Origin of the sequence: Streptomyces sp. NPDC058674, from assembly GCF_042716505.1 — a bacterium.
Classification (GTDB): Bacteria; Actinomycetota; Actinomycetes; order Streptomycetales; family Streptomycetaceae; genus Streptomyces.
This window is the reverse complement of the sequence record NZ_JBHXSC010000056.1, coordinates 22,019-47,113: the sequence shown is the minus strand read 5'-3', so window position 1 is coordinate 47,113 and position 25,095 is coordinate 22,019. Positions and strand designations below refer to the sequence as shown.

At 72.3% G+C, this 25,095-nt stretch carries 21 protein-coding genes and 1 tRNA gene; 12 read left to right on the top strand and 10 right to left on the bottom strand.

The genetic code is table 11. The features are described from left to right. From ACFWU6_RS25100 to ACFWU6_RS25085, 4 genes are all read left to right on the top strand, one after another. Positions 1-656: hypothetical protein (locus tag ACFWU6_RS25100; RefSeq protein WP_383983162.1), on the top strand; the 656-nt coding region annotated here is incomplete at its 5' end. Beyond that, positions 647-1,857, top strand: a protein-coding gene (locus ACFWU6_RS25095; protein ID WP_383983160.1) for an IS3 family transposase whose coding sequence is annotated in 2 segments (ribosomal slippage) — positions 647-938 and positions 938-1,857 — 1,212 coding nt in all. Because the reading frame shifts where the segments join, the coding sequence is not laid out codon by codon here. The genes ACFWU6_RS25100 and ACFWU6_RS25095, both read left to right, overlap by 10 nt. Positions 1,858-2,102: 245 nt before the next feature. Next, positions 2,103-2,176 (top strand) — tRNA-Ala (locus ACFWU6_RS25090). A gap of 341 nt (positions 2,177-2,517) precedes the next feature. Then, entirely contained in the window at positions 2,518-2,985 is a 468-nt protein-coding gene (locus tag ACFWU6_RS25085; RefSeq protein ID WP_383810275.1) for a hypothetical protein, read from the top strand. Positions 2,986-3,510: 525 nt separating this feature from the next. Here ACFWU6_RS25085 and ACFWU6_RS25080 read toward each other — a convergent pair. Next, positions 3,511-4,437, bottom strand: coding sequence for an Imm49 family immunity protein (locus ACFWU6_RS25080; RefSeq protein WP_383983159.1), 927 nt, complete (start codon positions 4,435-4,437; stop codon positions 3,511-3,513). Positions 4,438-4,846: 409 nt separating this feature from the next. Here ACFWU6_RS25080 and ACFWU6_RS25075 point away from each other — a divergent pair, with 409 nt between their 5' ends. From ACFWU6_RS25075 to ACFWU6_RS25055, 5 genes are read left to right on the top strand one after another with little or no spacing between them, the layout of a single operon-like run. Next, positions 4,847-6,130: a phenylacetate--CoA ligase family protein gene (locus ACFWU6_RS25075; protein WP_383983157.1), complete on the top strand. Its 1,284-nt coding sequence runs from the start codon at positions 4,847-4,849 to the stop codon at positions 6,128-6,130. Next, positions 6,127-7,581, top strand: coding sequence for an MFS transporter (locus ACFWU6_RS25070; protein ID WP_383810258.1), 1,455 nt, complete (start codon positions 6,127-6,129; stop codon positions 7,579-7,581). The genes ACFWU6_RS25075 and ACFWU6_RS25070 overlap by 4 nt, the downstream gene beginning before the upstream one ends. Further along, positions 7,578-8,720, top strand: a complete 1,143-nt coding sequence (locus tag ACFWU6_RS25065; RefSeq protein ID WP_383810256.1) for a GNAT family N-acetyltransferase — start codon at positions 7,578-7,580, stop codon at positions 8,718-8,720. Before ACFWU6_RS25070 ends, ACFWU6_RS25065 begins: the two co-directional genes overlap by 4 nt. A gap of 8 nt (positions 8,721-8,728) precedes the next feature. Continuing rightward, positions 8,729-9,877 (top strand): acyl-protein synthase, encoded by a 1,149-nt coding sequence (locus tag ACFWU6_RS25060; RefSeq protein WP_383983167.1) that lies wholly within the window; start codon positions 8,729-8,731, stop codon positions 9,875-9,877. 2 nt (positions 9,878-9,879) lie between these two features. After that, positions 9,880-12,399 (top strand): acyl-CoA reductase, encoded by a 2,520-nt coding sequence (locus tag ACFWU6_RS25055; protein ID WP_383983166.1) that lies wholly within the window; start codon positions 9,880-9,882, stop codon positions 12,397-12,399. Between the two features lie 584 nt (positions 12,400-12,983). Here the strand turns inward: ACFWU6_RS25055 and ACFWU6_RS25050 are convergent. Further along, positions 12,984-13,826: a hypothetical protein gene (locus tag ACFWU6_RS25050; protein ID WP_383983155.1), complete on the bottom strand. Its 843-nt coding sequence runs from the start codon at positions 13,824-13,826 to the stop codon at positions 12,984-12,986. A gap of 346 nt (positions 13,827-14,172) precedes the next feature. On the opposite strand from ACFWU6_RS25050, the gene ACFWU6_RS25045 reads away from it, so the two are divergent. Beyond that, the gene (locus ACFWU6_RS25045; protein ID WP_383805823.1) at positions 14,173-15,576 is read left to right on the top strand and encodes a hypothetical protein; all 1,404 of its coding nucleotides are present in this window, start codon (positions 14,173-14,175) and stop codon (positions 15,574-15,576) included. Positions 15,577-16,180: 604 nt separating this feature from the next. Next, complete coding sequence (locus tag ACFWU6_RS25040) at positions 16,181-16,573, top strand: YciI family protein (RefSeq protein ID WP_383983153.1); 393 nt, start codon at positions 16,181-16,183, stop codon at positions 16,571-16,573. A 362-nt stretch (positions 16,574-16,935) separates the two neighbouring features. Here the strand turns inward: ACFWU6_RS25040 and ACFWU6_RS25035 are convergent, their stop codons facing one another. The 5 genes from ACFWU6_RS25035 to ACFWU6_RS25015 all read right to left on the bottom strand — a co-directional run bounded on the left by ACFWU6_RS25035 (position 16,936) and on the right by ACFWU6_RS25015 (position 20,328). After that, entirely contained in the window at positions 16,936-17,376 is a 441-nt protein-coding gene (locus ACFWU6_RS25035; protein WP_383805827.1) for a hypothetical protein, read from the bottom strand. 178 nt (positions 17,377-17,554) lie between these two features. Further along, positions 17,555-18,013 carry a hypothetical protein gene (locus tag ACFWU6_RS25030; RefSeq protein ID WP_383805829.1) on the bottom strand — a complete coding sequence of 153 codons (459 nt, stop codon included), beginning with the start codon at positions 18,011-18,013 and terminating at the stop codon, positions 17,555-17,557. A gap of 294 nt (positions 18,014-18,307) precedes the next feature. Next, on the bottom strand, positions 18,308-19,111 hold the full coding sequence (locus ACFWU6_RS25025) for a DUF4328 domain-containing protein (RefSeq protein ID WP_383983151.1): 804 nt from the start codon (positions 19,109-19,111) through the stop codon (positions 18,308-18,310). A 340-nt stretch (positions 19,112-19,451) separates the two neighbouring features. After that, positions 19,452-20,120, bottom strand: coding sequence for a LysE family translocator (locus ACFWU6_RS25020; RefSeq protein ID WP_383983149.1), 669 nt, complete (start codon positions 20,118-20,120; stop codon positions 19,452-19,454). Further along, entirely contained in the window at positions 20,110-20,328 is a 219-nt protein-coding gene (locus ACFWU6_RS25015) for a hypothetical protein (RefSeq protein WP_383983147.1), read from the bottom strand. The genes ACFWU6_RS25020 and ACFWU6_RS25015 overlap by 11 nt, the downstream gene beginning before the upstream one ends. Here ACFWU6_RS25015 and ACFWU6_RS25010 point away from each other — a divergent pair. Further along, positions 20,327-20,524 (top strand): hypothetical protein, encoded by a 198-nt coding sequence (locus ACFWU6_RS25010; RefSeq protein ID WP_383983146.1) that lies wholly within the window; start codon positions 20,327-20,329, stop codon positions 20,522-20,524. The two genes, ACFWU6_RS25015 and ACFWU6_RS25010, sit on opposite strands and share 2 nt — an antisense overlap. Here the strand turns inward: ACFWU6_RS25010 and ACFWU6_RS25005 are convergent. From ACFWU6_RS25005 to ACFWU6_RS24995, 3 genes are all read right to left on the bottom strand, one after another. After that, positions 20,504-21,409 carry a hypothetical protein gene (locus ACFWU6_RS25005; RefSeq protein WP_383983144.1) on the bottom strand — a complete coding sequence of 302 codons (906 nt, stop codon included), beginning with the start codon at positions 21,407-21,409 and terminating at the stop codon, positions 20,504-20,506. The genes ACFWU6_RS25010 and ACFWU6_RS25005 overlap by 21 nt on opposite strands. Continuing rightward, complete coding sequence (locus ACFWU6_RS25000; protein ID WP_383805838.1) at positions 21,406-22,419, bottom strand: SPFH domain-containing protein; 1,014 nt, start codon at positions 22,417-22,419, stop codon at positions 21,406-21,408. Before ACFWU6_RS25000 ends, ACFWU6_RS25005 begins: the two co-directional genes overlap by 4 nt. A gap of 346 nt (positions 22,420-22,765) precedes the next feature. Continuing rightward, the gene (locus ACFWU6_RS24995; RefSeq protein WP_383983142.1) at positions 22,766-24,937 is read right to left on the bottom strand and encodes a hypothetical protein; all 2,172 of its coding nucleotides are present in this window, start codon (positions 24,935-24,937) and stop codon (positions 22,766-22,768) included. Positions 24,938-25,095 lie beyond the last annotated feature (158 nt).

Genomic DNA, 25,095 nt, shown 5'->3' with positions numbered 1-25,095 from the left:
GACGTCCACATACCCCGCACAACGGGCACGGCAGCGTCCAGAAAGGCGAAGCCGACGACCCCACGCCCCCGCCGCACAGGTTAAAGATCAAGCTAAGGCTTGTCCCGTATAACGCTGTGACCTGGGAGATCGGTCGGCGGTACTGTCGGCCGATGGAGTCTGATAAGTCGAACGAGTGCCCGCTTCATGGTGCTGGGGCGAGCGCGCAGAGCTTGGTGGGTCGTCGGCTCGCGGAGGTCGTCGGCTCGTGGCACTTGTACGGCAGTGACGCCCCTGCGGGCCCGCTGGATGTGTGGCTGATCGATGACCGGGGTGCCGCCATCCGTTTCACGACCGGATCGGATTGGTGTCTGATCGTTGAGGCATCAAAGCCGCACGCCGGCTTCGACATGGGTGACTCGGGGCGCGTCACAGTGGGGGCGATCGGTGAGGAGACGCCGTTCGCGGACCACGTCGGGGAGGATGTTCTGGAGGTGCGGGAGGAACACGCATCGAACACCGGGCGCGTTGCCTTGGAGCTCACATTCCCCACTGGTCGGGTCCGTTGTGAGAGCTGGGCTGGGGACCTCCGCTTGACGGACCTTGACCCCGGATTTGGACACCGGAGACACTTGGATCTTGATGGGTCCAGGAGAACGGAGTCCCCGTGGGGATGAAGCATTACCCCGCCGAGTTCAAGGCGGACGCGGTCGCGTTGTACCGCTCGAGGCGGGGAGCGACGATCAAGTCGGTCGCCGCCGATCTCGGGGTGAACACCGAGACGCTGCGGAACTGGATCCGGGCCGCCGACGGCCGACGGCCCGGTGCCCACTCCGCACCGCCGGCCACCTCACAGGCCGGCAGCGACGAGGTGCAGGAGGAGCTGGCCGCCGCCCGCAAGAGGATCCGCGAGCTCGAGGAAGAACGAGACATTTTCCGCAAGGCGGCCCGGTATTTCGCGACGGAGACGCGCTGGTGAACCGCTGCCAGTTCGTTGAAGATCACCAGCGCCGTCACGGCGTGAAGCGGCTCTGCGACATCCTCGGCCTGGCCCGCTCGAGCTTCTATTACTGGCGCCGCACCGCGGCAGCACGGGCGGCCCGGCAGGCCGTCGAAGCCCAGACCGCGGCCCGGATACGCAAGGTCCACCAGGACTCCGACGGCACCTACGGAGCCCCCAGGATCACCGCCGAACTTCGCGACCAAGGCGGCCCGGCGGTCAACCACAAGCGCGTCGCCAGGATCATGCGGACCATCGGGCTCGAGGGAGTCCGTCTGCGCCGCCGGCACCGCACCACCGTCGCGGACCAGGCCGCGGTGAAGGCACCGGACCTGATCGGCCGTGACTTCACCGCGGCCGCGGTGAACAGAAAGTACGTCGGCGACATCACATACCTGCCGGTCAGCGGCGCGAAGCCGCTCTACCTCGCGACCGTCATCGACCTCGCCTCACGCCGACTCGCCGGGTGGGCGATCGCCGACCACATGCGGACAGAACTCGTCATCGACGCCCTCACGGCCGCCGAGCGAACCCGCGGAAACCTGGCCGGAGCGATCATGCACACCGACCACGGATCCCAATACACGAGCAGGGCCTTCGCTGAAATCTGCAGGTCAACGGGGGTCCGGCAGAGCATGGGCGCGATCGGCTCCAGCGCCGACAACGCCGCCGCGGAAAGCTTCAACGCCGCCTTCAAGAGGGAGACCCTCAAAGGCCGGAAGGCCTGGTCGAGCGAGCGCGAGGCCAGACTCGACGCCTTCCGATGGCTCACCCGCTACAACACCCGCCGCCGGCACTCCCGACTCGGTCAGCGATCCCCGATCTCCTACGAGAACGACCTCCAGCCAGCAACAACTACCCTGACCCAGGCCGCATAGAAGTGTTCAGAATCCGGGGTCAAGGCCCGGAGTACCTGTTCCAGCTCGCCGAGCTGGTGTCGGACACCGGCGACGCCAATCTCCTCGGCTCCGCCGGCTGAGGGCATGGCGGCGCCTCGCAGCCGAGACGTCGTCCACCTGCGGACGTCAGACGACAAGGTGAGGTCGTCGCGCTGAGTGATCGGTCCTCTTGGATAAATTTCAGAGGGCTGGGTCCGGGTGGCTCGTATGATCGTGGGTGGGATGGGGCTCGTAGCGCAGTGGCTGTCGCGCCTTCACCGCATGTGGGAGGACGCCGGTTCGAATCCGGCCGGCCCCATCCCACCCTGACTCACGCCAACAGGACGCGTTTGCGCAGAGGTGGTCGGCGAAGGGCCGGCCGGTGGCGGACTCGACCAGGGCGGCCAGGATGAGGTAGTTGGCGCTGGCGTAGGCGTACGGGGACGTCGCGGCTCCGCCACGTCGCCGAGAAGCGCGCGCCCTCCCACGGGTACCCGTGGGCGGCCGGGGTGAGGTCCGTGGGTGTCCTGTCCTCGCTCATCGAGGGCCGGCTCAGGCCCCGGGCGGCGCCGCCCTCGAAGCGAGCCCTTCCGCCCCTTCGTCCCGGAGCCGAGGTGGGCGGGGGGAACCATTCCGAGGGCGTGGGGCATCTGATGGGACATGGGCGTCGTGATCTTGTTCTTCGGACTGTTCTTCGTGGTCGGCTGGGCCATGGCTCTCGCAGGGCTCGGGTACGCCTCCCTGGCGCTGTGGCGACGCCGGGGGCAGCCGTGGGTGCGGGATCAGGGGCAGCCGTTCGTCCGCCTGCTGCTCCCGACCCCCGCGTACCTGCGCTTCGACAGGGCACTCGCCGTGGCGGTACTGCTGGCCGACCTGTGGCTCGTGTCGGGGGTCATCGTGCTCGGCGCGGACGGCATCTTCACCGAAGAGTGGATGGGATATCCCGGCATGATGGATCCCGGCGGACAGGGATACCAGGCAGGAGCGGTGGGCCTGTTGCGTACGACAGCCTGGTGGAGCGCCTCAGCCGCGGTCCTGGGGCGGTGCTGGACAACGGCGGTCGTCCAGCTGTCCGTTCTGCCGCTGTCGGCGCTGTGGATAGCCTCGTTCGACACCTACTACACGTGACCCGGCGCAGGGGCCGCCCGGAGGTCACGAAGGGCTCGCACCGCCAGCCTTCGGCTGGGCAGGATCTGCATCACGAACGGGACGGCGAGCCGGGCTGGGTGCTGTGCCCGGTGGCCGGGTGCGCCCCTCCGGTCGTCATCGCCGCGCCCGTCTGGCAGGCGATCGTCGAAGCCGGCCGGTATGCACCGTGCCTGGCTTTGCTCGCGGCCATCGGTCTTCCCCGCCCGCCGAAGGACACGGACACGCCGTGGGTGATCGCGGCCGGCTCACGGAGCGTAGACGTCGACGGCGGAGCGTGGGGCGCGGGCCGCCTGACGTGATCGGAGCGCGGCGTGTGGCGGTGGCAGCCGCTCCCCCGCTTCAGCATCAACCAGGGCCGGTCGGCGGAGAACTGGACTGCCGGGCAGACGCCGGCGCTGCGCCTGCGCGCGGTGGTGAACCTGCCCCTGGGTCGAGGCGGGCACGTTGGAGATCTGCTGTAGCTCGGCAGCCGGGCGACGACGACGGTCTGATCGGCGTGCCGGGTCAGGAGCCGACAGGGGCAGGCGGCTTCAGGAGCGAGGCCGGAAGGTAGGCGGACCTGGTCTGCAGGTCCCAGCCGTGAACCTGCACGGCGAGCGCGGCCAAGGCGATCGCGCCCAGGGGAAGCAGCGTTCCGGGCGCGGGATTCTCACCGGCACCGGCACGGTGCTGCGCCAGCCGGTCGTCCAACGCCCGCTCGAAGGCGCTCTGATCGTCGGCGAGCAGAACGCGCAGCAGGCGCTGGTCGGGACTCACCGCGTGGGCGGCGTCCAGGGCAAGGGCAGCGTCCAGTCGCTCGTCCGTCGATGGCTTGGTAAGCGTCACCTGTGGCCAGTCTCGGGGCAGGTGACCGCGGGCCGGGGTCAGGTAGGCGCACAAGGCGTCCATGTGTGCCAGGTCGTCCGGTTCGGAGACGGAGTCCCGGCCGGCGTGGGGCAGGTTGTTGTGGAGGGCGGGTGCGTAGTCGCTGCGCAGTAGCAGACCGATCACCCGCTTCCAGTCCTGCACCAGACCGCTGGCGATGCAGATGTCGAAGGCGTCGATCCAGGTGCGGGCGGTGACCGTGTCGGTCGCGTCGTGCGTCTCGTCGTAGTCCATCTCTTCGCTGGTCAGACGCGTCCCGGTGAGAGGCAAGGGGACCTCCCAGTCGCCTCGGGGAGTGCATCCCAGGTCCAGCACGCCCAAGCGGCACTCAGCAGCGGTGAGCAGGGCGAGGCGAGTGCCCTCGTCGTCGAGGTCGGGGTCCTGGATGGTGCGCGCTGCGACGTGGTCGAGCAGCTCGTGGCCGAGTTCCTCGAGCATCACGCGCAACGGATAGCCGCGCTGATAGACATCCTCGAAACGCTCCTGGACACGGTCCGTCTTGTCACCGAGGGCCTGGTCCAGGCGCTGCTGGTTCACGGGGTGGCGTAGCGCGTGGTTGATCTCCATCCGTGCATCCTGTCAGGCGCCACCGACAGCGCCGCTCTCACGCTTTGCGTCCGGCGACCGCCGGCGACGCAAGCTCCGAAGGCATCGTGGGGGTGCCGAGTCACCCCGTGGCGCTCCAGGGCTGCTGCCGGCAGGGGCGGCCGGAACGCCGAACTGGGCGTGCGGCCAGGGGCCCCACCGCAAGTTTCCACGGATACAGCCGCATTGGCTGGAAATATCTGGCCAATTTGGTAATAAGTGCACTGATGTTCCATCATCGTGACTGCACGTCAGGTCTTGGCGTGCGTTGCGGGAGGCGGGGGCGCCGGGGGGTCCCCCGGTCATACCGGCTCGGTCCGCAGGCGGGCTCTTGCTCTCGCCGTGCCCCGTCGTGGCTCCCGCCCCGTTCCCGTCACCTAGGCAAAGGCCCATGTCCGCCCAGCAGCTATCGGACCTCATACGTTTCGTCCGTCACAACTCGCCCTTCTACCGGGACCTCTACACGTCCCTGCCGCCGCACGTCGACCGCCTCACCGACCTGCCGGTGGTCGACCAGCAGGAGTTCTGGGCGGCCAGCGCCCTCCACGACAGCCGCGTGCTGACCGGCCCGCTCAGCGAGGCCACGGTGTACAAGACCGGCGGCACCACCGGCTCCCCGAAGTTCTCCGTCTACACCCGCGACGAGTGGCGCACGTTCGTCACCTCGTTCGGACAGGGGCTCGTTGATGCGGGCCTGCGCCCGGGACACCGCGTCGCCGACCTCTTCTACGCCGGGGAGCTGTACGCCAGCTTCCTCTTCCTCCTGGACTCGCTCGCCCACGCGCCCGTGGACAACGTCCGCCTGCCCATAGGCGGAGGCGCGCCGCTGGAGTCGACCATCCCCACGTTGCGCGATCTCGCCGCCCAGGTGCTGACGGGCACGCCCACGACCCTGTGTCGGCTCGCCGAGCAGGTCGTCTCGTCCGGTGTCCGGCTCGACTCGGTGGGGTTGCTCCTCTTCGGCGGCGAGGCCCTCTTCGACGACCAACGGCGTCTGCTGGCGGCCGCGTTCCCGCGCGCCGAGGTCCGTTCCGTCGGGTACGCCAGCGTCGACGCCGGCCTGCTCGGCCGGCCCGTACCCGGCTCCGACGCCCGTGTGCACCGGGCGTTCACCCCGTACGCGGTCGTCGAGATCCTCGACGACTCCACGGAGGAGCCCATCACCGAACCGGGGCGACCCGGCCGGGTCGTCGTCACCAGCCTCTTCCGCCGCCTCATGCCGATCATCCGCTACCCCGCCGGCGACCGGGCCGAATGGACCGGCACCGGGCCCGGACACTTCCGGATCCTCGGCCGCGCCGAGGAAGGCGTACGGGTGGGCCCCGTCTCCCTCTACACGCAGGACGCCCAGGACGCCGTGGCCGCGGCGGACCTGGCAGGTCACGTAGTCGGCATGCAGCTCGTCGTCCGCCGCTGGGACGGCCGCGACGGGCTCGTCCTGCGACTGGCGACGGCCCCGGGCGACGATGCCTCCGGCGATGCCGCGGGGGGGCGGGAGGCGCTGGCCGAGGCCGTCATCACGGAGCTGGAGGCCGTACGGCCCCTGTATCCGGACAGTGTGCGCGCCGGGTTCGTGCACCCGCTGTCCGTGGAGTGGGCACGCCATCGCGACCTCGCCGTCAACCCCCGCTCGGGCAAGCTCGTCCGGGTCCTCGACGAGAGGCCGACCGCATGACCGCCCCACCCCCGCCCTCAGCCGCAGCCACGAGTGAGACCCAGGCCGAGACCGGAGCCGGGGCCGCCGCCAGGGCCGGACGCCGGCGTGCTCCGCTGATCCTGCGCAACCACGCCTTCGGCGCCGTATGGCTCGGCCAGGTCCTCACCCAGGCCGCCGTGCGCATGTTCCAGGTCGGCGTGTCCTGGTGGATCGTCGCCTACGCCGTACGCGAGGCCCCGGGTCTGGCCTCCGGGCTGTTCATGGCGGTCTGCACGCTGCCCGCCGTGGTGCTGGCGCCCGTCGTGGCCGGGACCATCGCCCGGTTCGCCCACCGTGGCGTTCTGCGGACGGCAGCCGGCCTGGCAGGGGCCGCCTCGGGCGCCCTCGCGCTGTGGGCCCACGGCGACGGCCTGCCGCTCACCGCCGTGTACGGTGCCGCCCTCGCACTGGCCACCTGCCAGGCGTTCTTCGACCCCTGTCTGACCACGTCGGTACCCGAACTCGTCGACGACGCCGACATCGAGACGGCCACCGGCTTCGAGCTGTCCACCCAGTCCCTGGCCGGCCTCGGCGGAGCGCTGCTCGGCGCCCTGACCGTAGACCGGGCGGGCGTGACCGGGCTGGCCGCCGGGTGCGCGGCTGCCTACCTCGGCGCCGCCCTCCTCGTCGCGAGCGCGCGCTTCCGTACCGCAGGGACCGCAGGCACGGGCGCAACCACCGGGACCGCTGCGCCCGGCCCGCCCGCCGGGCCGGGTCCGTCCGGGCCGTCCGGGCCGTCCGCGGCCGGGCCCCGCCGGCGGCCGCTCCGCCGTATCCTCGCCGACCTGCCCTACGTACGGCGGATCCTGATCTGCTTCACCGCGGCGAACCTCTTCACGACCGCCGTGTTCGTCGTCATCCCCCTCTACACCCGCTCGGTCCTCCACGGCGGCGGCGGAACCGTGGCACTCCTGGAGGCCTCCCTCGGTCTCGGCGCGCTCATCGGGGCCTTCACCGGCGCCCGCGTGCCCGGGCGCCCCACGGTCGCCGGCGCCTACTGCCTCGGCGTGATGGCCCTCGCCCTGGCGCTGCCCGGCCTGGTCGCACACCGTCCGGCCGTCGCGGGCTGCCTGGCGGTGGCCGGCTGGTGCGCCGGGGCCGTCAGCGTCCGGTTCGTGGCACTCTTCCAGCGGATGGTGCCCACAGCGGACAAGCCCGGCTTCTTCGCCGTGATGCAGGCCGTCCTCGGTGCCTCGCTGCCCGTGGCGTCCCTGCTGTTCGGCTTCGCCGGCGACTTCCTCTCGCCCCAGACGCTGTGCCTCGTGCAGGGCGTCGGCCTTGCCCCCGCCGCCTGCGCGCTGGCCCTGCTCGGGTCCCGCACTCCCACACCACCCGCCGCGGACCTGCATACACCCACAGGCACGGACACGGCCGCAATCCCGGGCGCAGACAGGAGCCGCGGCTCGAAATCCGTCGGAGGCGAGCGGTGAACGCCGTCATCACACCGGCCGCCTGCCCGGACATCGCCGAACTGCGCCAGCTCTACTACGCCGTCTACGGCCCGCACTACCCCGTGGCGCTCGGCACCGACCCGGCCGAGATGGCCCGGCTCATCGAGGACCCGCACTCGCTGTGGCTCGTCGCCCGCTGCGCCCGCACCGGGGCCCTCACCGCGTCCGCCGCCATCCACGGCGAGGCGGGCAGCCGCATCGGCCGCCTGGAGGGCATCGCCGTACACCCCGGGCACCGCTCGGCGGGCCTTGCCGCCGCTCTGACCGAGGCCCTGTGCGCCGGGATGCTGGACACGGGGCGGCTGGACTCGGTGTACGCGACCGTACGCACCGTCAGCGCCGGTCCGCAGCGCGTCGTCGCCCGCAACGGCTTCCGCCCGCTGGGCATCCTGCCCAACGCGGTGGATCTCAGCAGCCGCGAGAGCCTCGCGCTCTACGCGCGTCACTCCAGCGGTGTGCTCGAACGCCGGATCGCCGTCGCCGAAGTACCCGCCCCGCTCCTGCCGTTGCTGCGCACGGCCGAGTCCGCACTCGGCATCGGCTACCCCGGGGTCCGGGCGGCCGCCGCCCCGCACCCGGCGCCCCCGCCGCAAGGGGCCGTCGAACGGCTGGAGATGATCGAGGCGCCGGCCTTCGTGCGCCGCCGCTTCCGCGAGCGGTTCCCCGGGGCCGAGGGCTGGTTCTACCCGCTGCACACCCCGAACGTGCTGCTCACCCCCGAGGACGGCCGGTTCGAGGTATACGCCTACCTCAACCGCGCGGGCGGGTACGGCTCCCTGCTGACCGCCCACCCCGACCCGGCCGCCGCGGCCACCCACCTCGAACCCGTCACCCGGGCCCTGGCCCGCGCGGGCGCCGGCTACGTCGAGGCCCTGGTGCCGCTCGCGCACCAGGAGGCCCTGTCGGCCTTCCTCGCGCAGGGGTTCGTCGCCGGGGCCCTCTACCCGGCGATGCGCGCGGACGGTGACGGCTTCCACGACTACGCCGTCCTGTCCCGCTCCAGCGAGCGGATCGACTTCCGCGGCGTCGCCGTCGAACCACCCCTCCAGCCCTATCTGGACTGCTACGTGTCGGCCTGGGCGTCGACACACCTGCCCACATCTTCCGAGGTTGCCTGATGAGCCCGATGAACCCCCATCTCGCGCCGGTCGCCGTACCCGACCCGGCCCTGCTGCCGCACGTGCAACAGCTGTGCGACCTGGCGGACCCGTACGCCTTCGGGCCCGCGGAGGACGAACTGTTCGCCGCGGCCATGGCGGAGACCAACGCCTGGCACGCCGAGCGCTCCCCGTTCTTCCGCTCGCTGTACGAGGCCACGCCCGCCGCGGAGCCGTACCGCACGCCGCTCGTCCACGCGAACTTCTTCAAACGTCACGAGGTGCTGTCCATCCCGCGCGAGGACGTCGAGCTGCACCTGACCTCCTCCGGCACCACCGGCCAGAAGTCGCAGATGTTCTTCGACCACTGGACCATCCGCTCCGCCCAGCGCATGGTCGCCCGGATCTTCGAGCGCAACGGCTGGATCACCCCGGACCAGGAGGTCAACTACCTCCTCTACAGCTACGAGCCGTCCCCTTCCTTGAACCTGGGGACCGCCTTCACCGACAACTACCTGTGCGACTTCGCCCCGGCGCGCAGCGTCGCGTACGCGCTGCGCAACACCGGCGGCGAGCACGAGTTCGACCCCTTCGGCTGCATCGCCGCCCTGCGCCGCTTCGAGGGTGAGGACGCCCCGGTGCGCATCCTGGGCTTCCCCGCCTTCCTCTTCTTCACCCTGGAGCGGATGCGGGCCATGGGCCTGCCTCCGCTGCGCCTGCCCGAGGGATCCCTCGTCGTCCTCGGGGGCGGCTGGAAGGGGCACGCGGACCGGCGCATCGGCAAGGAGGAGCTGTACGCCCGCGTCACCGAGCAGCTCGGCATCCCGGGTGAGCGGATCCGGGACACCTTCGGGTCGGTCGAGCACTGCATCCCGTACATCGAGTGCGACCAGCACCGGCTGCACGCCCCCGTCTGGTCCCGGGTGACGATCCGCTCGACCCGCACGCTCGAACCCCTGCCGTACGGGGAGCGGGGCTACCTGCACCTCGTGTCTCCGTACATCACCTCGGTGCCGGCGCAGAGCGTGGTCATGGGCGACCTCGCCTCCCTCCAGCCGGGCGACGCCTGCGGGTGCGAGCTTCGGACCCCCTGGTTCACCGTCCACGGCCGTGCCGGGGTGAGCCGCAACCGCAGCTGCGCGGTGGCCGCAGCGGAACTGATGAAGGGAATGGCGTGACCATGACTGTGCACCACCACTATTGGCAGGGTGAGTTCGTGGGCGACGAGGAGGCCGGGCGCCGCCTCGCCGGCCTGCCGGCCGCCGTCGAGGACGCGCTGGCCTCGGGGCTGGAGACGGAGACCGTCCTGGCTGCTTGCGACGCCCTCGCCACGGCCCTGCGCGACCCCGGCCACCCGGTGCACGCCAGGCTCGCTCCGCACCTGCCCGAAGGGGAGGACCCGGCCGTCCTGGTCGAGCTCGGCGGCCTCCTCGGCCGGCGGGAGCTGACCCGAAAGCTGCGCCGGGAACTGGGCAGTGCGACGCCCGGCCGGCTGAACCGGGCCGATCCGCGCGAGACGGTCTACGAGGCGTGGGCGCCGGTCGGCCTGGTCGCCCACATCGCGCCGGGCAATGCCGCGACGGTCGCGCCGCTGAGCATCGTCGAGGGTTTGCTCGCCGGCAACGTCAACGTCCTCAAGACCAGCAGCACCGACACGCTCCTGACCCAGCACCTGATGGCCGAGCTCACGGCCCTGGACCCCAGCGGCGCGCTGGCCGCGCGGATCGTCGTCCTGCGCTTCCCGTCCTCCCGGCAGGAGTGGCTGGGCCTGATGTGCGCGCCCGCGGACGCCGTCGCCGTATGGGGCGGGGAAGGCGCCGTCGAGGGGGTGGCGGCCCATGTGCCGGCCGGCTGCCGGCTGGTGGAATGGGGGCACCGGATCTCCTTCGCGTACCTGACGGGCGACGCCTGGTCGGATGCCGATACGCTCGACGCCCTGGCGGGCGATGTGTGCCTGCACGAGCAGCAGGCGTGTTCCAGCCCTCAGGTGGTCTACCTCGACACCGAGGACGAGGACGAGGTGTTCGCCTTCGCGGAGCGGTTCGCCGCGGTCCTCGCGGCACGGCCGCCGGCCGCGGCCGCCGCTTCGGGGGGTGAGCCGGATCCCGTCGAGGACGCCGAAGCCGCCGAGCTCACCACGACCGAGCTGGTCGCCCGGCTGGAGGAACACCTGGGCCTGACGCGGGTGTTCGCCGCGCCCGACGGTTCCTGGCGGGTCATGGCCGACACCCGGTCGCCGCTGGCCGCCTCCCCGCTGCACCGCAGCGTGTGGGTCAAGCCGCTGCCCCGCAAGCGGCTGATCGCCACCCTGCGTCCGATGCGCCGCTATCTGCAGACTGCGGGTCTCGCGGGCGGCCGGACCGACATCGCCGAGCTGTCCCGCACCGTCCTGGCCGCGGGCGTCACCCGCGTCACGCCGGTCGGGGCCATGCTGGAGAGCTACGCGGGAGAGCCGCACGACGGTGTCTACGCCCTGCAGCGCTACAGCCGCCGCGTCGCGGTCCAGGCCGACCCGGCCCGCTTCGCCACCACCGCCTGCCTGGACGACCTGGCCAGGCCCGTGGTTCTGCCGCAGCCCGCGGGGCCGCTGCTGGGCAAGGAGGACGTGCAGGAGCCGGGCCGGCAGCTGGCACGGGCCGATGCCGAGCTGTACTTCCGCAGCGGCGGCAGCACCGGCGCACCTGCGCTGTCGGTCTTCAGTTACGACGACTACGACACGCAGATGCACGCCGCCGCTCGCGGCCTGCTGGCAGCCGGCTACGACCCGGTCGGGGACCGCACCGCCAACCTCTTCTACTGTGGCGCCATGTACGGCAGCTTCATCAGCTTCTTCTCCGTGCTGGAGCGGCTCGGCGGTGTGCAGTTGCCGCTGTCCGCGGGCCCGGACCACCGCGCCACGGCGCAGGCGCTGATCGACCACCGGGCAGACACCCTCTTCGGCATGCCCTCCTACCTGTGGCAGCTGCTGCACGCGGAGGCGGACGCGCTTCGGGCGTACGGAGGCCTGCGGAAGGTCTTCTACGGCGGCGAGCACTTCACCGAGGAGCAGCAGCGGACCCTGAAGGACGACTTCGGCATCGAGGTCGTCCGCTCGATCACCTACGGCAGCACCGACCTGGGCCCGCTGGGGTACCAGTGCACCGAGAGCTCCGGCGGCGTCCACCACCTGCACGCCGACCTCCACACGATGGAGATCCTGGACCTGGCCGAGGACCGGCCGGTGGTGCCAGGCGAGACGGGTCGGCTGGTGTTCACCACGCATGCCCGGCGCGGCCAGCACCTGGGCCGGTACGTGATAGGCGACCTCGGCCGGCAGGTTCCGGGACGCTGCCCGTGTGGCCGGCACTCGCCCCGCTTCGAGCTCAGGGGGCGCAGCGGTGACGTGATGCGGGTGGCGACGTACTTCCTCAACCACCGGCGCTTCTTGGACTTGGCAGGGGAACGCGGTGGCCACCGGGGCGAGTTGCAGGTGCGGCTCGACGGCACGGACGCGCGCGAGCGGCTGACCGTACGGGTGGAACGGGCTGGAGCGACGGATCCGGAGTGGTTGCGGGAGGTCTTCCTGGCCGGCTACCCGGAGCTCCGCTCGGCGGTGACGGAGGGGCTGCTGGACCTGGTGGTCGAGGCGGTCGACGGCGCAGCGCTGGATCGCAGCCCAACCAGCGGCAAGCTCCTCGCCGTGGTGGACGCACGCCGCTAGGTCCTGTCGTCAAAGTGGCGCCGCGGGCCAGGCGGGACTGTGACGACAGGGCCTAGTCCAGTGGTTCCTGCACAGAGGCCAGCGCGGGCCGCCACCGGTGGGTGGCGGCCCGCGCGGGCCTGTCCAACGCGCGGATCGCAGGGCCGTCACCCGCAGCGCCCTACTGGAGCAGCGCGCCCGCTGTACAGGGCTCACCCAGCAGCCACAGCGCCACTCCTCGATGTACCGGCAGTGCACCGGCGGAGCCGGCATCCACGTTGCGGCCTCCTGGTCACTCTTCTGACGGTTCCCGCCGGTGGCGACCCTGTTGGCGGGCAGACGGGTCAGGGCGTGGGTGGGGCTTGCGAGGAGGTCGAGGACGGGCATGCCCCAGTGGGCGGCGAGGCGGTCGCAGTCCGCGAGGGTCCGTGCCGCCTTGCCGTGCTGTCTGCGGCTGATCCGGCTGGAGAGGGGGACGGTCACCCCCTCGGCAGTGGACTCGGACTGCACCAGGGCCGTGCCGGAGGACTGCCGGATTCGGCTCTGCCCCGGCACCCGTGCACGGGCAGCCGGTACACGGTCATCCCCCGCGCCGCGGTACCCGCCTAGGGTCGTTCGAAAGCCTGGAGTGCACCGCCGAACGAGAAGAGCAGGGCGCCGAACAGTGTGCCCCAGTTGGCGATGTCGGAGTTGACCAGGCTTCCGGTGGCCGGCCGGGTGAATGCGGCCAGGGCCGACACCATGAAGAGCACCGATCCCAACTGGTTCACGGCGACGATCCACCAGCCCAGACTGCGTGAGCGGAAGCAGGGCCTGGAGCGGTGGCATACCTCGGCGAACGCGAGATGTCCGGAAACCAGGAAGAGTACGCATCCGACGACGTCAGGAGCCCAGACGAGCCGGTTGACCTGCTGTGCCGTGAGGCCCTGGAGGAATGAGTCCAACAGATTGACGGCGAAGACGAGCGTCCCGGCGAACAGCACGAACGTGCTCAGCCAGTCCAGGCGCATCGGCTCGTACCCCCACCATCGCCAGTCCGCCGTGACCAGTCGGCCGGCCCCTTGGGGGTGGCGGGGCGCGTTCAGTACCTGCAAAAGGGAGGTGTAGCCCCCGAGGTTGAAGAACAGGCCCCCGGCACAGTAGATCGAGGCGCTCACGACCGCGTCGCTGGACCCGAACTGGGCCACTGCGGCGCCGAGTGCGAAAAGTACCCCTCCGATGACGAACGCGCCCGAGGCGACGGCGTTCAGCCGCCGGAGGCGGCCGAGGGCTTCGGCGTCGGCACTCGCGGACACGGTGACCGTGTTCCCGGGGCCGTGGACCGCGAGCACCCCGCGCCTGCGCGCGGGCCGGGACTCCCACACCACCGTTCCCCCTTCGGGGCGGTGCCAGCGGAGACGGGTGGTGAACGGTCCTGCGCCTTCGGCGCGCTGCTCAGGCTGTCCCACGCCCCGAGCCTAGCCACGAGTACAGGCCCCGAGCGGCAGTGAATCGCACCCGCATCGGAGCAGGCCGTCATGGCGAAGCGGCAGATGCCCCCCCCCACTGGCCGACAAGGGCCGGCGGGCGGCCCCGACGCCACCACCTCAGCGCACAGAGGTGGAGTGGGCAAGCCGCCGTTCGGGGGGCGGCTTGCCCAGGGTCCCCTTGGACTTGCCCAGTTGCTCAGGCTTGCCCAGCCGGCGGCTCTTGAGGTGGGGCGGCGGGTCGTGGCGGGCAGACTGGGGGAATGCATGGGGGAGCGAGCGTAGGGGTGTGCGGGATGGGCACACGGGGGCGCGTGGCGGTGGTTCGGTGACGGTGTATCACATCAAGTACCTGCCGACCGGGACGCTGCCCGAAGACGGTGTCGGCACCTGGGCCGTGACCCGGGACGGTGTCGCCTCCCGGTCCGTGTCCGGAGGCGGCGTCGCCACCTGGGCCGTGGCCGACGCCGAACGGTGGCGGAAGGCGGCGGTCCCGACCGTTCTCGCCCCGGCCGTGGGTGGCTGGGTCCTGGCCGTCCTGGTGGCGGCGGCGTACGTCCTGCTGTTCGGGCTCTCGTCCGCGTCCGCGGCCTGGCACAGCGGGCCCGGGGGCGGGACGGACTGGCTGAGGTATCCGGGTCTGGTCCTGCTGACCGCCCTGCCGCTGTGGTATCGGTACGTTCCGGTCGCGGCCGTACCGGCGGCTGTGTTCGTCGCTGTGGAAGCAGTTGTGACTCTGACCCGGCCGGGCGACGTGGACCATCCGGGGAGGGCCGGGTGGCTGGTCGTCCTCGCCGCCTGCGCCCTCGCGTTCACAGGCGGCTGTCTGCGGCTGCGGGCCCGACGCCGGCAGCGGGCCCTGGCCCTCGCCGCTGCGGGAGGGCGGCGCTTCCCGCTGCCCGAAGGCACCCCGGAATCGGACGGCCAGCGCGGACACCGGCAGGTCTACCTCGGGCTGGCGCTCTGCCTGGTCGCCGCGGCCATCCTCACCGACGGCCTGTTCGGGGAACCGGCCGCGTCCGGCGTCGCCTACGACGCCGTCGGGCAGCAGGGCATCGCTCTGGTGCTCCTTGTGGCCGGCACGGCCTGCTACGGCCGGGGCCAGTTCGCCTACCGGGCGGCCCGGCGGCTGCACGGGGAGCCGCAGCCGGCCCTGATCGTGGGTGTGCGCGCCGGGGCGGACGGGCGTCACTGGGTGTGCGCGGACGCCCGCACCCGCTCGGCAGCGCCCCTGGTCGCGTACGTTCCCCGCACAGGCGACACCCGCGCCAGGACGCGGCTTCTGGGCAGCGGCTCGGCGTACGGAGTGGGGAACGGGCACCACGACATCGACCCGAAGCGCGAGCCCTTCGAAGCGGTCCTGTACGGCACCCTCGCGGAGGGCGACGAAGTCGTCCTCGAATACGCCTGTGCCGAATACCACCGCCACCAGGAGATGGGGCGGATGTACGCGACCGTGACCACGGCCCCGCTCCGCCCGGACCGCCGCCACGGGCTGGGCCCGTGGGAACCGGCGGACGGCCCTGCCCGGCAGCGTGAGCGGCTCCGTGAGCACCGGGAGAGGGCGGAGCGCTACCGGGAGGCGCAGCGCGAGGCGGAGGAGCGCCGCAGGAACCCGCCGCGCGGCTCGCCGGCCCGCGGGCGCGGAAGCGACTCCGGCAACCGGCACAACGGTGGTGGCTGCGGGTCCGGTTGCGGGTCGGGCTGCGGGTCGGGCTGCGGGGGCGACTGAACCTCGGCAGCCGTCATCGGCCCGCCGGGTCAGGACCAGGCCCGCGGTCTCATGTCCGGGCCACTGCGCCCGCCCGCCGGTCGCGGGCCGGCCCGGCCCCCGCCGGCACGCTGCCACCGGTCCGGCGCTGCCTGCCCGTCATCCCATCCGCGTCCCCCTTCCTTCTCAGCTCTCGCAGGTCGGGCCCCGGGCCCCGTGCCCGCCCCGCGGGCCGCTGGTGCGGCCGCCGGCGGACGAGGGCCCGGGAGATGGGGGCCGCGGCGACGGTCCCTTCAGGGCGGTCAGGGCGTAGTCCGCCTGCTCCAGGCCTACCTGTCCGACCCGCCGGCCCCGCGCCCTCCCCTCGGCATCCTCGCCGGGTTCCGCTTCCCGGCCGGTGAGGCGCTTCGGGGTGGCGCGCCGTACGGTGTCGGTGGTGGTCGTCATCAGCCGGTCGGCAGGCCATCGCAGCGGTCTGCGCCGCCTCGGCCTGGGTCCGGGCCCAGCAGTACATGCCGGTCCGCGGCGATGTGGTGCCGGGACGCCGATGAGTTCTGCGGCGTCCGGCTGTCTACCTCTGTGTACGCCCGAGAGGCCCATCAGCCGCCCTGGAAGGGTGAGGAAAATGAAGTACATGATCCAGATGAACGTGCCTGCCGATCAGTGGGACGCCGTCATGTCGGGGTACTCCAAGGAAGACATGGATGCCATGTTCGCCCACATGAACGCCCTCAACGAAGACCTCACCGCTGCCGGGGAGTGGGTGGAGGGGCAGGGCCTCGGCGGCCCCTCCCTGGTCAAGACGGTGCGGGCCGGAAGTGACGGGCGGCCTCAGGTGACCGACGGGCCGGCCCATGCGGGTCCCGTCCTGGCCGGGTACTGGGTGGTCGACGTCAAGAGCGAGGACCGGGCCCTGGAGATCGCCGCACGGGCATCGGCGTGCCCGGGGCCGGGCGGGAAGCCCGGCAACGACCCGGTCGAGGTGCACCCGATCCCCGGGGACCCGACCCAGGCCTGAACCGGGCGGAGCCGAGCGGGCCGAGCGGGCGCCGACGGCCTGTGCGGCGGTGCCCGGCTTCCGCCGCTGATGTTCCGCGACGGCCTCGGCCGCCCCGCCCGGGTGGGCCAGGGCCCCCGGGATACGGTCGAAGGTGTCGTAGGGGTCACCACGGCACCGACCGGACCGCACACGTCCTGCCCTCGGCTCGACAGGCAACCGTTCAGGCAACGGTTCGGCCGCCCTAGCCCTCCGGTGCAGCCCTCCCCCGGGCCGGCGCGGGATGCGGGAGGCGCCGTGCCTTCGCATCCTGGTCGGCCGGCCTTTGCCGGTTGGACGGCGCCAGACGGCCACCACCTCGACGCGAGTGTGCGCGGGTGCGGTCAGCGGCGGCTGGTGGACAGGATGACGAGGAACTGGCCGCCGCCGGCCTGGATGTCGGCGGTCACCGGCAGCCCTGGCACCAGTCGGGAGAAGCGGTCCACCAGCCAGTCCGCCGCCTCTTGGGCGTCCTTCCTGGTCGGACAACGGCCCACCATCTCGCGGCCGCCCTTGCGCTCCAGCCTCTCGGCAACGGTGATCAGCGGCGCGGGTTCGACTACGTACAGGCGCTCCGGCCAGGCGATGACCACCTTGACCGCGCCCTTGCGGGTGTTGCACCCGCGGTGCGCGAGCCGCTCGGCGACCTTGGCCTTCCGGTCGGTGGTCCGGCTGTCGACACTGGGCCCCCGCGGGTCGTTCACCGACTCGTCGGGGTCGACCGGTTCGTCACATACCCAGCAGCGCCAGCCATCGCGCTCGGCCACATCATCAAGGAGACTCACCCGAGCAAACTAGCCTGCCCGACCGCCACCCCGCGCACCAGGACCCCGGCAACCTCTCCACACCGGTCGTCCCGCGGCTGCGGCCGGACCTTCGCCGAACCGGGGCACATCGTCGACGGCCGCGTCCAGGCGCAGGCGCACGTACCGGATCGGATCGGATCGGATCGGATCGGATCGGTCAGTACCGGAACAGCACTCCGCGCCAGGTCCACCCCGCGTCGAGGACCGTGGTGCACAGGGGGTCTCTCACGTCCCGCGTGTCGAAGCGCAAGGTCTCGACCTTGTGGCGGCGGCCGTCGGCACCACGCCGGAACTCCCACTGCCGGTACACCGTGAAGCCCCCGCGGCCGTACTGCCGGCCGGATTCGTGCGACGGCTCCCACCGCTCCTCCAGCACGAGCACCTCGCGCTTCGCCGGCACCAGGCGCATGCGGGTCTTGAGCGTCAGCTTCACCTCCGGGATCTTGCACTCCGCCACCAGGTCGGCTTTCTCCTTGGGGAGGGCATGGCGCACGCTGAACGGTACGTTTCGGCCGTTGAGCGCGAGCAGCGCTTCCCGGAGCTCCATGGCGGGAAGGGGTCGGACAGTGCTGTCGGGGTACTTGGTGCCGGTCCACTTGTCCCAGAGGCGACCCATCGTCAGACCCCCGTCCCGGCGTCCGGCTGCGGATGCACTGCGGCGAACGGCCCGTCCGAGGCGCCCCCGTCCGGAGGGGCTGCGACGCGCCGGTCCTCCGGCAGTCGGAATGCGATCGGCACCGGCGGTGTCGTGGGCATCTCGGTCCTTCCTTCCACGGATACGTGCATCAGTCGAACAACCGGTCCTTGACATCGCCTGGCGGTGTCGCCGACCGCGCGGCGGCACGTGCTGTGGTGCGAGTTCGCGGTCGGCGCCGCCGTGGCCGTCCCGATGTGACGGGCGCCCACCGCGTCAGACCGGCGCGTACGGGCCCTGGGCCGCCATCGTGTCCTGCATCGCCGTCAGCCTGCGGACGAAGAGGACGGCGAGCACGCCGGCGATCGTGGTGCCCAGGTCCGCGGCGATCCCGAGCAGGCCCGCGGCGAGCAGCTCGTCCACGGTGTCGGCCGCCATGTAGATCCGGCTGAAGACACGGCCCACGATCGCCGCGAGGACCCAGACCACCCACCAGGACGTCAGCAGTGCGGCGGGCGCCGTGCGGTCGGAGCCGTCAGGGCCGCGCTGGGTGCTGGCCCGCCAGGTCTGCCGGGCGATCCGGTAGGGCAGGAAGAGGTTCGCCCCGGGGACGAACCAGGCGCCGATGGCCCAGCCGCGGCCCAGGGTGAAGGCATCGGGGCGGAAGATGCCGCCGTTGCTCCGCACGCGGTGGAACCAGATGATGAAGACGACGACCGTGGGCAGCACCGTGAGGAGTTGGAGCACTCCGGCGAGGATGGTGAGCACGGGAGACAGGCCGAGTTCGAGGTCGTCGAAGTGGGTGTCGCCCGCGAACCCCTGCAGCCACGACTGCTCGTACGCGCCGGCACCGGCGGAGAAGAGGTGCACCGCGGCCGCGGCGCCGAGCAGCCAGGTCAGGGCCGTCGCGAGGCCCTTCGGGGAACGCAGCACGCCCTGGGGCGCCGGCAGAGCCGCGGGGAAGGGCCCGCCGGGGTAGGGCCCGGGGTAGGGGTCCTGTGGGGGAATCCGGCCCGGCGCCGGGACGGGCTGCGGATAGGGCTGCGGAGGCGGCGGCGAGCCGGGCGCGCTGAAGGACATGACGGTGGACCCCCCACGGGAACGTATGACATACGACGGACGGCCCCACCGGGCGGGCGGGGGGCCCTGGAGAAGGTATGTCGGCCCCGTGCCCGGAGTCCAGACGGTTTCTGCTGGTCAGAGCTTACGGGGCTCGGCGAGGGTGCCGGGGGGCAGGGCTGTGCCCGGCGACTCTGGGGCAACGTCGTCGCCGTCGGGTTCGCTTCGCCCTCGCCCGGTGGGTCGCCCGCGAAGGGCACCGACGGATGCCCCGCAGGCCAGGTGGAGGGCGATCGGCGGGTGCGCACTCCGATCCGCCCTGAGCCCGGGTGGTTGGTGCTGGCGCGATCCGCCGGGGGCGTCAGGCGATTGCGGCGACACCGATGCCGATGCCGATGAACAGCCATCCGGTCGTCAGCTCCCAGCGGCGACGGAACTTCGGCCGTGCCAGGAGCACCCGTAGGCGCGTGGCGACGGCGACCAGGGCGAACCAGTAGGCGATGCCGATCAGGACGTCCAAGGTGCCGAGGAAGAAGATCTGCCGGGTCATCGATCCGCCGCCGTTGACGAACTGCGGCAGGATGCTGAGGAAGAACAGCGCCGCTTTGGGGTTGAGCACATTGGTGAGGAGGCCCTGCGTGAAGCCGGACCGCCACCTGCCCGGGCCGGTCTCCGCGGGGTCCTCCGGCGCCGGGTCGTCGTCCGGGCCGGTGGGCACCGCACGCCCGGCGGACCGCTCACGGGCGACGCGCCGGGCTGCCAGCACGGTCCGTACCCCGAGGTAGACGAGGTAGGCCGCGCCGAGCAGCTTGATCGCGTCGTACACCGTGGGAGAGCGGGCGGCGATCAGCGACAGCCCGGTGGCGGCGGCGAGCATGTGCACGCACAGCCCGGCCTGGGCTCCCAGCGCCGCGGCCCGGCCCTTCGACGGGTGTTCGGTCGCCGAGCGGAGCACCACGAGGAAGTCCGGCCCCGGCACGACGTACGCCACCAGCACCACAGCAAGGAACCCGATGAGGTCAACCGACATCCGCTTTCCGTTTCGTCAGCCCCGTGGCCGGTCCGCCGCCGGGAGTCTTCCTTGACCACCTCGTCGGGCGCTCCGGCCAGCTGTCGGACCAGAACGACTCCAGCGCCCGGGCAGCTGTGGCGAACGCCGGGTTGTAGCCGGGGAAGGTGCCGTTGTGCCCGCCCGGCTTCCCCGCGTCGTACTCGGGACGTAGCAGCGTCAGGGCCATGGGCGTCGCGTACCCGCGGATGGACGTGGACAAGCAGACGATGGGCGCGCAGCGCCGGGGCGCCGATCAGCGCGACGCTCAGCAGCAGTGCGGCCGGCTCGTCCCGCTCCGTGGCGAGGCCGAGCCTGCCTTCGTCCGCGCCGCCTTCGCCGCGGCGGGCTGGCGGAGCCGGCGGTCACGTCACCAGGTGCAGTGACGTTCCCGCGATGCCCAGTCGTACGCTCTGGCCCCAGGTCAGCTCCAGGGCGTCGTTCTCCATGCCGTCGCCGAAGACCACCATCCGGTCGGATTCGACGGTGAGCTGCAGCCCCTGGCCCTGCCTGAGCTCACCGGCGACCTTCGTCGTGCCGGTCGTCGGGGAGGGCCAGGCCTCGCGCACGAACCACAGGAGCCGACGGTCGCAGGGGGCAGGCAGCGCCGCCGTGCCGCCGCGCTCCAGCCACAGGGAACGCAGCCAGCCGGTGGCGCCCGTGCCGGTGCCCACCAGCACCCCGGAGGATGCCTGGGCCTCGCCTTCGCCCGGCTCCTTGCGGCCGGCGGAGCCCAGGCGGTAGCGGGCTGTCTGGTGGCCGGGCGAGCCCAGGTAGATCTCGTTCAGTGCGAGCAGGCGCTGGGTGTCGTCGGCGACGGCCTCGACCATGGTCAGTTCCTCGGCCCGGCCCCCGGCGGCGGTCGCCGCACGCAGCAGGGCGGCTGCGTCGGCGCAGCGGTGGCGGACCAGGACCCCCGGGTTGCGCCCCGGGTCGGTGTCGATGCCCACCACCGGCTGTCCGCGCAGATACTTCGCGGTGTTGGCGACCAGGCCGTCCTGGCCGACCACGACCACCACGTCCTCGGGGGCGAACAGGAAGCGGTCCAGGTCCGCCCGTTCCACCCGGGAGCTGCGCCAGGTGAGCGGCACCGCCGCCGCCACCTCCCGCAGCGCCCGCCGCGTGCGGTCGTGGCGGCGGACGACCTCGTCGATCGACCTGCCCCGGCTGGAGAGGAAGAACGCGGCCTGCCCGTGCGTCCCGTGCCGGGCGAGCAGCTCCTCGTACTCGGTCCTGCGGTGCACGATCACCGCCCGCGGGGCCAGGCTCACGCGCCCGCGCCGCCTTCGGGACGTCCGAGCCTGGTGAGGAGCCCGGTGAGGATGTCAGGAGAGAGCGTGATGCTCTCGATGCGCGGCAGGTTCTCCGCCAGCCGGGTCGCCGCCAGGGCGTGCAGCGTGCCCGGGCCGGCTTCGTCGTGCACGCGCAGCCAGGCTGCCTGGGCCTCGGCGCGCGCCGCGCCCGTCTCGCGCGCCGCCTCGGCGTCCGCGCGGGCCAGGCGGACCTTGCGGGTCGCCTCGGTCTCGGTCCGTACGCCGTCCGCCGCCGCCGTCTCCTCGGCCTCGCGGCGGGCGTTGATGCCGCGCTGGTCGATCAACTGCTCTTCGCGCCGGGCCAGTTCGATCTGACTGGCCAGCTCGTTCTCGGCGATGGCACGCTCACGCTCGACGGCGACGGCCCGCCGTTCGTAGGTGGCCCGGTCCGCCTCCTGCTGGATCTGCTCGCGGGCCGGGGTGCGCAGGGCGCGCTCCACCTCGACCTCGGGGCGGATCGCCACGACCCGCACGGCCACCACGTCGATGCCGGTGGCCGGGAGCCTGGTCTCGGCGGCGAGGCCGGCGGCGACCCGCTCCCGCACGGAGGCGACGCCGTCCACCAGGGCGGCGGCCAGCGGAGTGCGGGCCAGTACGTCCAGCGTGTGCTGCTGCGCGGTCTCGGTGAGGAGCGTGGCGATCTGCTCCAGGGGTGCGCCGCGCCAGCTTCCGGTGTCCGGGTCCACGGAGAAGTCGATCCGGTCCGCGGCCTGGGCCGGGTCGCTGATCCGGTAGGTGACGGTGGCCTGTACGGCGACGTCTTGGAAGTCGGACGTACGGGCGTGGAACGCCATGGCCAGCTCCCGGTCGTCGACCGGTACTTCGGAGAGCGCCGCCGACAGCGACCGGTACCAGAAGCTGAGCCCGCGCCCGTCGTGGACGAGCCGGCCGCGCTTGTGGTGGCGGATGTGGACGGTGGGTGCGGAGCGCAGATGGCGCCAGCCGAGGCGCCGGGTGATGTCGGCCATGGCGAACCCCCTTCATTTCGTCAATGCGACGATAACGAGAGGTGTTCATATCGTCAAGGGGACGAAAAGGGGGCTTCCGGGGCTCTGGTGCGGCAGCGGCAAGGGAAGTCGAACCGGGCGGTCCCGCCGACGAGTTCGGCGCCGTGGGGGCGCAGGCGGGCCATGGTTGCGCTGCCGGCCCGGGGCCGGGAAGGGGGCGCCTGTCGCGCGGAAGGCCTCCGGCCGTCCCGCGTGGAGGCGGGGCGGCCGGAGGCCTCACGTCGGGGGCGAGGAAAGCGAAGGGACTAGTTTCAAGGAGTGAGGAGAAGGAAGCCCCTTCATGGCCTCGCCACGGCCACGTTAACAGTCAGGCGGGGATCAGGTCACGCAGGTTTTCCAGGGTGACGATCCGCGACTGCGGGTGCAGCCCGGCGGGCCGCTCCAGGCCGATGTAGGTGACGGGCCCGGCCGGAACCGTCTTGCCGTCCCACGCAGTGACCGTCGTCGCGCTGCCGGTCATCAGGTCGGTGAGGTGGCGCACCGTGAGCTGCTCGCGCTCGACGACGGCGCGCAGCAGGGTCGCGACCGTCGCCCGGTTGCCCTCGACGGTGTTCGAGGACGGAGCCCCCTTCAGGTAGAGGTGCAGCCACTTGGCCCGCCACCGGCCGTCGGCCCCGCGCAGGAAGACCAGCGGCAGGGCGACCCGGCCCGGACCGCGCAGCTCCGACTTCATGCGTACCGTGCGCGGCTCGAACGGGCGCCCCTTCTGCTCGCCCTCGCGCAGCATGAACCCGAAGAACGACTCCTCGGCCTCCTCGAAGCCCTCTCCGGAAAAGATGTTGATCTGCGGCACGATGCAGGCGGCCCGCACGGCGCCCAGACGCAGGTTGATGAATTCCGACGCCCCGTCGGGGGCGTCCGTGATGTCGCCGGAGTGCTCGCCCCCGACACCGCGCAGGTTGGTGTACGACAGCCAGGAGGCGGTCGAGTAGTCGGCGTTCAGGAGCGCCGCCGACAGGTCGTAGTCGGTGGAGTGCTCGCTCTGCTGCCAGTACACGAAGAAGCGCAGGAGTTCTCCGTCGACGCGCGACACCGAGCCGCGCGGCAGCACACCGAGCCCGGAGGCGGTGGCCTTGCCGCTGAGCGGCAGTGCCACGTCCAGGACGTCCGGGTCGATCAGGAGGTGGTCCGCGGCGGGCAGCCGGCGGCGCAGCTCCGCGTCGAGCACGGCGATCAGTCGCTTGCGCTCGGGTGCGAACACCGGCCGGCGGGTGTCGTCGGTGACCCAGGCCCGGCCGAGGCGGTTGACGAACACGCGCTGCTCGCCGGTCTCCTGCTCGCGGTTGTGCAGGTGCTGGCGCACCGACAGCACGACCCGGCCGGAGACGTCGGGGACGACCTGCTCGGCGGCGGCCACGACGACGTCGCGCTCGTCTTGCGTGGAGGAGTCGCGCAGCAGCCGGTCCAGGGAGCGGAAGAGCCTGCCGGGCGCGGTCTTCAGCAGTTCGACCGCGGCGGTGGTGTCGCCCCGGGCGTGTAGCTCCTCGACCCGGCGGTCCAGGGAGGGCGCCGTCTTCTCGCCGCGGGCGACGGCGAACACGTCGGCCGCGTGCGGCCACTGGGGGTACTCGTGCGGGTGCAGCCGCTCGCCGAGCCGCTTCCACCTCTCGCGGTGGGCGTGCACGTCGGCGAGCTTGGCGGGCGCCGCGGCGACGACCGTGTCCAGGCCCGCGAGGAGCGCCCGGCGCACGGGTCGGGGCAGGGTGCGCAGCCGGGTCGGCTCCTGCAGGGTCACGTCGCCGCCCGCGAGTGCGCAGGCCAGGCGGAGCACGTCGGTGACCGTGTCCAGCAGCAGGCCCGCACCGGCCGTCAGCCGGGCCTGGTTGACCACGGCCCGGTTCTCCCGTACGGGTATCTCCTCGGGCTGCGGTCCGTCGGCGCAGTGGCCGGCGAGGTCCCGCAGGTCGCGCAGCCCGTCCTCGCCGAGCGGGGTGGTGGCGGCGGCCAACGCCAGGTAGAGGGCGGTGAGTTCGCCGTCGAGGGCGCCGCCCGGGTGCAGGACCGTCATCCGGTCCCCCGCCGCTGCGATCAGCTCGTCGTGGTGGGCGAGCATCTGGGCGTAGGTGTGGCGGGGGTTTCCGTACGACGGGAGGGTGAGCAGGTTCACCACCCCGGTGCTCAGCTGCTCCATCGTGCTTTCGCGCGTGGTGTCGTCGGCGAGCGCGTCGGCGATGCACCGCGTCCAGAAGTCGAGGGTGTCCGGGACGTTGGCGGGGAAGTCGATGAAGTAGACGTTGTGCCGGACGTGGTCGCCGACCATCTCCCGGACGGTGCCCAGCGTCCGTACGGCGGTCTCGATGACCGCGTCCTCGCGGAGCCCCGACAGGTGCGCGAGCAGCTCGGCCGACAGCTTGAAGCCCACGGACATCAGCGCGGCGTCGAACTGCTGCGCCGCGACAGCGCCTTGGCCGGCGGGCCCGGTGGGGCAGGGGATGCGGTGGGTGTGCCTGAGGAGCAGGGGTTCGAGTCGGTGGACCATCCCGGGATGATCCCAGGGCGGCGAGAGCGGCCGCACCCGGTTTTCCCTGATGCGGGGGCAAACGCCCGGCCCGGACCCGGCAGGCGGGGTGCTCGGATGCGACTGTGGTCGCAGGGGCCGCGCCGTGGACTGCGACTGCGGTCGCATGCGGGGGCGAC